Genomic DNA, 7,565 nt, shown 5'->3' on the forward strand with positions numbered 1-7,565 from the left:
TCCTCGTCTTACAGCAGGTGTAAATCAGACCTTCACCATATCGATGTTAGGCGGTCTACTGGAACCATGACCTCAAACGAATCATCCCTCCTGGACAGCTACGCGGCCCTTGACTCCGCCGCGGTGTCGGACGCCCTGGACGCCCTCGGCCTCGCCCCGGGACAGCCCGGATTCCTGCCGGTCTGGGGCCACCCCAAGATCGCGGGGTTCGCCGTCACCGTCCAGCTCGAGCCGTTCGTCCCCGGCCCGTCAGGTCCCCATATCGGCGCCACGGCGGTGGCCGGCGCCTCCAGCACCGACGTCATTGTCGTCGCCAACGACGGTCGCACCGACGTCTCCTGCTGGGGAGGCCTCCTTAGCCTCGGCGCCAGCCTGAACGGTGTCCGCGGAGTGGTGGCGGACGGCGCCTGCCGGGATGTGAACGAAGCCCGTGAACTCGGCTTCCCGGTGTTCGCCAAGGGGCGGATCCCCGCCACCGCCCGCGGCCGGCTCCAGCAGCGGTCCGCCGGCGAGCCCGTCCAGCTCGGCAAGGTCACGGTCGCTCCAGGTGACCTGGTCCTCGCCGACGAAACCGGCGTCGTCGTGGTCCCTCACGAGCACGTCGAAAAAGTGCTGAAGAAAGCCCAGGCCGTCGCGGCGCGCGAACAAGCCATCGCCGCGGACCTGCGCTCCGGCATCCCCCTGCACGAGGCCATGCGCGATGCCCGCCTGGCCGGAACCACCGAGGAAAACCACTGATGACCACCAACACCTTCGACGTCACCACCCGGCTTGCGGCCCTGCCCACGGCCGCCATCTCCGACGCCCTTGACTCACTGGGCGTGCACGCGACCCTGCACGGGCTCGCACCACTCAGCTACGAGTTCCGGACCGCCGGACCCGCCTTCACGGTGCAGTACGAGCCGGCCGGATCTGAACGCGGGAGCGTGGGTGACTTTCTCGACGACGTACCGCCGGGGGCCGTGGTGCTCATTGACAACCAGGGCCGCACCGACGTCACGGTGTGGGGCGGCATCATGACCGAGATCGCGGCCGCCCGCGGGATCGCCGGGACCGTCATCAACGGTGTCTGCCGGGACGTCTCCACGTCCCTGGAGCAGAACTATCCGCTCTTCAGCCGCGGCCGGTTCATGCGCACAGGCAAGGACCGGGTCCGCCTGGTGGCGGTCGGCGCCGAGCTCACCATCAACGACGTCACGATCTCGCCTGCCGACATCATCTGCGGCGACGCGGACGGCGCACTGGCCGTGCCCTACGCGCACGCCGAACGGGTGGCCGAGATCGCTGAACGGATTGAAGCTACCGAGGCCAGGATCATCGCGGCGGTCAAGGCAGGGTCCACCCTGGTCCGGGCCAGGGCCGATCTGGGCTACCACGACCTTCAGTGGAGGAACGCATGAGCGCCCCGGCAGGCGGGCATTCCGCGGCCACCCTGTACGAGGCGTCAAAACTGCCCTGCGCCTGCGACCCCGGTCTCCGGGCGGCCTGGCCGGGCGCCCGTGTTGCCGGGCCGGCGTTTACAGTCCGGGGCATCGGCGGTGACAACCTCGCGCTCCACAGCGCCGTCCTGGCCGCGCCGGCGGGCAGCGTGCTCGTCGCGGATATGCAGGGCGCGGCGCATGGCCACTGGGGCGAGGTCCTGGCCGTCGCAGCCCAGCACCGGGGCATCGCAGGCCTCATCATCGACGGCGGAGTGCGCGACGTCGGCGAGATGGCCGCCTTGGAATTCCCTGTCTTCTCGCGATCGGTCACAGTGGTCGGAACCGTCAAGGACTACCCCGGCGACCTTCGCTCACCCGTCCGCGTAGGGGGCATTACCGTGCAGACCGGCGACCTGGTGGTCGGGGACGCGGACGGAGTCATAGTCCTGCCCCAACATGCGGCAGCCGAGGTGATCGCCCGCGCCGATCAGCGCGTCGCTGACGAGCGCCGCATCCTCGCCGAAATCAAGAGCGGCAAGACAACCCTCGAACTCTACGGACTTCCCGTGGACCGGCCCGCGAAAGGAACAGGTTGCCAACTGAAAACAGCCTGACCAGGCACGAAATCCCGCTCACCGTCGAAGGCACGGACGTGCGCCTGTCCTGCATGAGCCGCGCGGGCGAGGGCCTCCCGCTGGTCTTTCTTCACGGATTCGGTTCCACCAAGGAGGACTATGCGGACGTCGTCCAGAACCCGGACTTCGCCGGCCGGCCCGTCTTCGCCTACGACGCCCCCGGATGCGGCGAATCCTGGTGCGCTGATCTGGCGAAGATCTCGATCCCGTTCCTGGTCGGCACGGCCCTCACGGCCCTCGCGGCCCAGGGAATCGATCGGTTCCATCTGGTGGGCCACTCCATGGGCGGGCTCACTTCGCTCATGCTCGCCCACCAGGCGCCGGGCCGCGTGGCCAGCTTCACCGACATCGAAGGGAATCTCGCGCCTGAAGACTGCTTCCTCAGCCGGCAGATCTTCCTCCACCCCCAGGAGAACGCGGAACAGTTCCTGGAGGACTTCATCGCCCGCAACTGGGCGGCGCAGTTCTATTCGAGCCAGCTGTACGCCACCAGCGTCCGGTACAAGGTCCGGGCCGGGGCGGTCCGGGGCATTTTCGAGTCGATGGTGCAGCTCTCGGACAGCGCAGACCTGATGGCCACGTTCCTGAATCTTCCGATGCCCCGGATGTTCATGTACGGCGAGCAGAACCGTTCGCTGAGCTACCTTCCACACCTCGCCGCCCGGGGCGTCCAGCTGGCGGAGATCCCGCGGAGCGGCCACTTCCCCATGTACTCCAATGCACCCGAGATGTGGGACCGGATCGCAGCCTTCCAGCGCCAGGCGGACCCGGCGGCGTTGCAGTGAGACGGACCGGCCTGTCTCGGCTCCTTCGACTTCGTAATTTCTTCTAGTCGCCACGCACGCACGTGGGTAGACTCCGCAGTGTCGCTCCCCGGATCGGCGGCGCCGGGATCCGACGGCCCGATCAACGAGCGGTCTGCGAAGCGGAGGCATTTCCGAAACGCCTGGACCGCGGAAGCCAGGAGCAAGTCATGAACAGGGTTGAAAAAGGCGTCGTCAACGCAGCTCTGGTCGCCGGCCTCGTGGGTGGCGGCATCTATCTCGCCATGGGCGGTTCCGTCGGTGCGTCATCCTCGAATCAAACGGACAGCCGGTTCGCTGCAGAGGCAGCCAAAGGAGGCCACCAGGCCAACGGGATCACGGAGCAGCAGCTGACGGGGACCGCGGCCGCCAAGGTCAGGGCGGCCGCCATCGCAGCAAACCCCGGGGCAACGGTCCAGCGCGTAGAGACCGACGCCGAGGGCGCCGCATATGAGGCCCACATCATCAAGGCCGACGGCTCGCCGGCAACCGTGAAGCTGAACGCTTCATTCACCGTCACGGCCACGGAGTCCGGGCGGGGACGCTAGAAACGACGACGGCGGCGGACGACGGCGGGAGGTCCCGCCGTCGTCCGGCCTACTTTGGTCGTGCGTTCGGTTCGCCGTCCCGTTCACCGTCTCGTTCACCGAGGTGCTCGATGAGCGCGTCGAGGATCGGCAGTTGCCCCTTCACTAACTTGGTCCGGGCTTCGGCTTCGGGGAACCACTTCGCGTCATCGATTTCGGGGTAGTTCTGCACCACTCCCGATCCCTTCGGCCATTCCAGCGAAAACGTGTTGCTCACAATTTGCCCGGGCTGGAAGTCCGCCTCTGCGGCAAAAGCCGTGATGAGCTTGCCTGAGGGCTGCCGGAAAGTCCCCAGCTGCAGGTAGTCAGCCGACGGTGCGGGCGTGCCCATTTCCTCGACGAATTCACGCAGGGCGGCGACCAGCGGATCCTCGGCTTCGAGGTACTCGCCCTTGGGAATGGACCAGGCGTGGGTGTCCTTGCGGGCCCAGAACGGCCCGCCCATATGCGCAATCCAGACCTCCAGCCGAGATTCCGTGTCCCGCCGGTACAGCAGGATGCCTGCGCTTCGAACCGTCATGTGCCCTCCACGTCCCAAGGCTATCGGTAACCATTGTGCCTCGGGGCATTCGGTTCTATGGTGAGGGCGTTCGCACCCCAGGCCAGGAGGGACGATGTCCGGCGAGCCAGTGTTCTTTGAAATCGGCGTGGAAGACCCCGAGCGGGGCAAGGCGTTCTACGGGGCGCTCTTCGGCTGGGACTTTGCTCCCGGGCCCTCCGAAGGCGGAGGATTCATGATCGGCACGCCGGGGATCCCCGGCGGCATGCACGGCGGGGACCGCGGAGCCGTGCCCTACGTCTTCTTCCGGGTGGACGACATGGACGCTGCCCTGGACCGCGTGCGGAAGCTCGGCGGTTCGGTGGATGATCCTGAGCTAGGGGATGACACGAGTGACGGGGAATACGGAAGGTTCAAGCTCTGCAAGGACGATCAGGGCTCGGCCTTCGGACTCCACGAACCGCCAAAGCCCTCCGCCTAGATTCCAGTCGCGGACGAATCGCTTGGTGGATAAGGTGACGTGCTTCCGCAGGGCTTTGCTGGCCGCCGCTGCTTTGCTCTTGTGCGGGTGCGGCATTTTCAGCCATTCCGGGGAGGTCTCCGGCAAGGTCCTGTCCGGGCCGACCTGCCCCGTTGAGCGCGTCGGTGAGGAGTGCCCGCCGCGCCCCGTGTCAGGCGCCGAGGTGGTCGCACTCGACGGAGACGCGATCCGGGGTTCAACGCTCACGGACAGCTCGGGTGCATTCCACCTCACATTGCCTGACGGCCGCTATGTCATAAGAGCCACCAACGTGGGCGGCTACGCTTCGACGGCCACCGAGCAGGTGGTCATCTCGGACGCTCCTGTCAGCGTCACACTGATTGTTGACAGCGGAATTCGCTAGGGCGGCAAACGGAAGCGGACGACGGCGGGAACCTCCCGACGTCGTCCGCTTGCGTTTTCTGGCGTGTAACGCCTAGCGGCTCAGGCTGACCGTAAAGGTGTTCGGCCCGCTGCAGGTGACCGCGATGCTGTGCTTGGGGGCGTTGGTCCGGATGGAGAGGTCGTGCACGGTTGCCTCCAGTGTGTGGTCAATCGCAGACCGGTCCCAGATTTTCAGCGTTACGGAATCAGTGGTTTCGAACGTCATTATTCGGTGCCTCATTCATAATTTCGGTCAAGGGCTGTCGCATCGGCGCGGAGCCCGGAACGGGTCAATCCGTGAACGGGTCGGAGACCTTGTGCAGCTCGGCTGAGCTCACTGGTTTGGCCTCGTTGCGTCCACCAGATTGGGTCTAACTTTGCTTTTCAGCCGCTGAGTGTTCTGTCCGCAAGAGCGAACGTCAGGGCCATGCCAGCCGGGAAATCGCGTTCTCGGCCGTCCATTCCATGATGCCCGGCGGGGCGATTGCGTCTCAAGCGGATTTGCGATCATTGCAGGTGAGACTCATCACAACGCGCTGGAGGGGATCTGATAGGAGCCACCAGTTCGCGGGTCCGCCGTGTCACCGGAGAGTCAGTAGGCCTTGACGCGCTGTTCGACGATGAGGTGGATCAGGGCAAACACCCCGTTCCGATCGATGGCCTCGAACGCGGTGTCGAGGGCCGCCGGCACGTCCTTGTCCTGGGTGACCGTGACGCCGAAACCGCCGAAGGCACGGGCCATGAGGCCGAAGTCGGGGTTCTTCAGCTGTGTGCCGGAGACGCGGGACGGGTAGTGGCGTTCCTGGTGGGTGCGGATGGTGCCGTACTCCTGGTTGTCCATCACGATGATCAGCGGCGTGGCGCCGTACTGGGCCGCGGTGGCTAACTCTTGGCCGTTCATGAGGAATTCCCCGTCGCCGGCGATGGTGACCACCCGGCGCTGCGGGTTGGCCAGTGATGCGGCGATGGCCGAGGGCACGGAGTAGCCCATGGAGCCGTTTCTGGCGCTGATCATCGAGGCGTAGCGCCGGGTGGGGAAGTACCGGTGCGCCCAGTTGGTGTGCTCGCCCGCCCCGAAGGTCACCATGGCGTCCTCGGGCAGCCGCGGGACGAGGTTCGCCATCAGCGTGTCCATCCTTGCAGGTCCTTCGCCGGGCGTGGCTGACGGCAGGCCGGCGAAAGACGCCTGCTCGGCGCGCATCCTGCCCGTCCACGCCTTCCACTCCTCCTTCACGGGCAGGTCGATGTCAGCGAGATCCCGGACGAATGCGTCCGGTTTCGCCACGATCTGCCGCGAGACCGGGCCTGAGCGGCCGCGCAACGAGGGATCTATGGTCACCAGGAAATTCTTCTTGTTCCAGTCCTGCCTGCAGACAAAACCGTCCGTGATGACATCCCCCGGGACCGTGCCGACGAATACGAGCAGGTCGGTTTCCTCAAGAAGGTCGTACGTGGGGCGGGGGCGGCCGTAGCCGATCGGACCGACGTACGACGGGGAGTCAAAGGACACGGTTCCCTGGGTGCGCCATTCCGCGGCAGCCGGGATGTGGTGCTTTTCGAGCCAGCGCGTGAGCTCGTGGGCTGCATCCTGGGACCAATCGTTGCCGCCGGTGACAAAGAGCGGCTTCGAGGAATTGGCCAGGGCTGCGGCGAGTGCCTCGGCATCCGTGGTGCTCATTCCGCCCGCGGCCACCGGGATGGCGGGGTGCAGGGCCGGATCCACGTGCTGCCGGATGATGTCTTCCGGCAGGCCCACCACAACGGGGCCCGGCCGTCCGCTCATGGCCGCGAACATCGCTTCCGCCACGATCTCGGACGCCCGCTCGGCATGGTCAAGGACCATGACGCGTTTGGCACCCGTGTCGAACCAGGCCTTGATGTCGAATTCCTGGAACGCTTCGCGGTCACGGTGGGCGAAGGGGATCAGGCCCACGAACAGCAACATCGGGGTGGAGTCCTGCCAGGCGGTGTGCAGCCCGACATGGGCGTTGGCCGCGCCAGGCCCCCGGGTGACCATGGCCACGCCGGGACGCTGGTTCATCTTGCCGTCAGCCTCGGCCATGTAGGCGGCGCCGCCTTCATGTCGGCAGACCACCGTGTCGATGTCAGAGCCGTGCAGCCCGTCCAGCACGTCCAGGAAGCTCTCGCCGGGGACAACATAGGTGCGTTCGACTCCGTGGGCCACGAGGGAGTCAACAATAACGTGCCCGGCGGATTTCAGGGCGCTGCTGCCGCCGTCCGGACTGGACGGAGCAGCCGATGGGAGGGCTTGTGCCGCGCGGTGGTTGGGGATTTGGCCTTCGAGCGGTTGCGTGTCGGTTGCGGTCATGGGGTGTGCGGACTCCGTTGTCATCACTACTTGTCTTCTTGGGTTGGGTGTTGGTTACGTGCGTTGGGTGGAGGCGCCGGTGGCGCCTAGTCAGTTTCCGGTCCGGTGCAGAAGAAGCAGCCGTCCTCGCAGCTGTCTGTCGCCTGGTTTTCCGTTGGCGGGCGGTCGGGTTGGGGGATCAGCAGGTTTCGTCGGTTCATGGCGGGCTTTCGTTCGGTTGTTGTCGGGGTATGGGGATGTGGAAACCGGGGCGGCCGCGGGACCTGCTACCGGATTGGAGTCCGGTTTGCGACTACGGGGGACATGCCGGTGTAGCCGTCGCGGGTTTCGGCGATTTCGTGGATTCGTTTGCGGCAGGCGTACCAGCCGGCGACCATGAGGGCGCAG

Annotated in this window: 10 protein-coding genes; 7 read left to right on the forward strand and 3 right to left on the reverse strand. The window is 66.2% G+C overall.

Features of this window, described 5'->3' with window-relative positions; all coding sequences use genetic code 11:
* Positions 1–66: 66 nt before the first annotated feature.
* The 5 genes from ASG92_RS08375 to ASG92_RS08395 all read left to right on the forward strand — a co-directional run bounded on the left by ASG92_RS08375 (position 67) and on the right by ASG92_RS08395 (position 3,407).
* Positions 67–738: a dimethylmenaquinone methyltransferase gene (locus ASG92_RS08375; RefSeq protein ID WP_056626761.1), complete on the forward strand. Its 672-nt coding sequence runs from the start codon at positions 67–69 to the stop codon at positions 736–738.
* Positions 738–1,400 carry a diguanylate cyclase gene (locus ASG92_RS08380; protein WP_056626763.1) on the forward strand — a complete coding sequence of 221 codons (663 nt, stop codon included), beginning with the start codon at positions 738–740 and terminating at the stop codon, positions 1,398–1,400. The genes ASG92_RS08375 and ASG92_RS08380 overlap by 1 nt, the downstream gene beginning before the upstream one ends.
* On the forward strand, positions 1,397–2,035 hold the full coding sequence (locus ASG92_RS08385) for an RraA family protein (RefSeq protein ID WP_056626765.1): 639 nt from the start codon (positions 1,397–1,399) through the stop codon (positions 2,033–2,035). The genes ASG92_RS08380 and ASG92_RS08385 overlap by 4 nt, the downstream gene beginning before the upstream one ends.
* Positions 2,014–2,841, forward strand: coding sequence for an alpha/beta fold hydrolase (locus tag ASG92_RS08390; protein ID WP_056626767.1), 828 nt, complete (start codon positions 2,014–2,016; stop codon positions 2,839–2,841). The genes ASG92_RS08385 and ASG92_RS08390 overlap by 22 nt, the downstream gene beginning before the upstream one ends.
* Positions 2,842–3,029: 188 nt before the next feature.
* On the forward strand, positions 3,030–3,407 hold the full coding sequence (locus ASG92_RS08395) for a hypothetical protein (protein ID WP_056626768.1): 378 nt from the start codon (positions 3,030–3,032) through the stop codon (positions 3,405–3,407).
* A gap of 49 nt (positions 3,408–3,456) precedes the next feature.
* On the opposite strand, the gene ASG92_RS08400 is transcribed toward ASG92_RS08395, so the two are convergent.
* Positions 3,457–3,966 carry an NUDIX domain-containing protein gene (locus ASG92_RS08400; RefSeq protein WP_056626769.1) on the reverse strand — a complete coding sequence of 170 codons (510 nt, stop codon included), beginning with the start codon at positions 3,964–3,966 and terminating at the stop codon, positions 3,457–3,459.
* A gap of 94 nt (positions 3,967–4,060) precedes the next feature.
* Here ASG92_RS08400 and ASG92_RS08405 point away from each other — a divergent pair, with 94 nt between their 5' ends.
* Entirely contained in the window at positions 4,061–4,426 is a 366-nt protein-coding gene (locus tag ASG92_RS08405; protein ID WP_056626770.1) for a VOC family protein, read from the forward strand.
* Positions 4,427–4,451: 25 nt separating this feature from the next.
* Positions 4,452–4,829: a carboxypeptidase-like regulatory domain-containing protein gene (locus ASG92_RS08410; RefSeq protein WP_162256312.1), complete on the forward strand. Its 378-nt coding sequence runs from the start codon at positions 4,452–4,454 to the stop codon at positions 4,827–4,829.
* Between the two features lie 72 nt (positions 4,830–4,901).
* Here ASG92_RS08410 and ASG92_RS29190 read toward each other — a convergent pair whose 3' ends face one another.
* Positions 4,902–5,075 carry a hypothetical protein gene (locus ASG92_RS29190; RefSeq protein ID WP_200951916.1) on the reverse strand — a complete coding sequence of 58 codons (174 nt, stop codon included), beginning with the start codon at positions 5,073–5,075 and terminating at the stop codon, positions 4,902–4,904.
* A 366-nt stretch (positions 5,076–5,441) separates the two neighbouring features.
* Positions 5,442–7,178 (reverse strand): thiamine pyrophosphate-dependent enzyme, encoded by a 1,737-nt coding sequence (locus tag ASG92_RS08415; protein ID WP_240987054.1) that lies wholly within the window; start codon positions 7,176–7,178, stop codon positions 5,442–5,444.
* Between the last annotated feature and the right edge of the window lie 387 nt (positions 7,179–7,565).

The organism is Arthrobacter sp. Soil736, assembly GCF_001428005.1.
Lineage (GTDB): Bacteria > Actinomycetota > Actinomycetes > Actinomycetales > Micrococcaceae > Arthrobacter.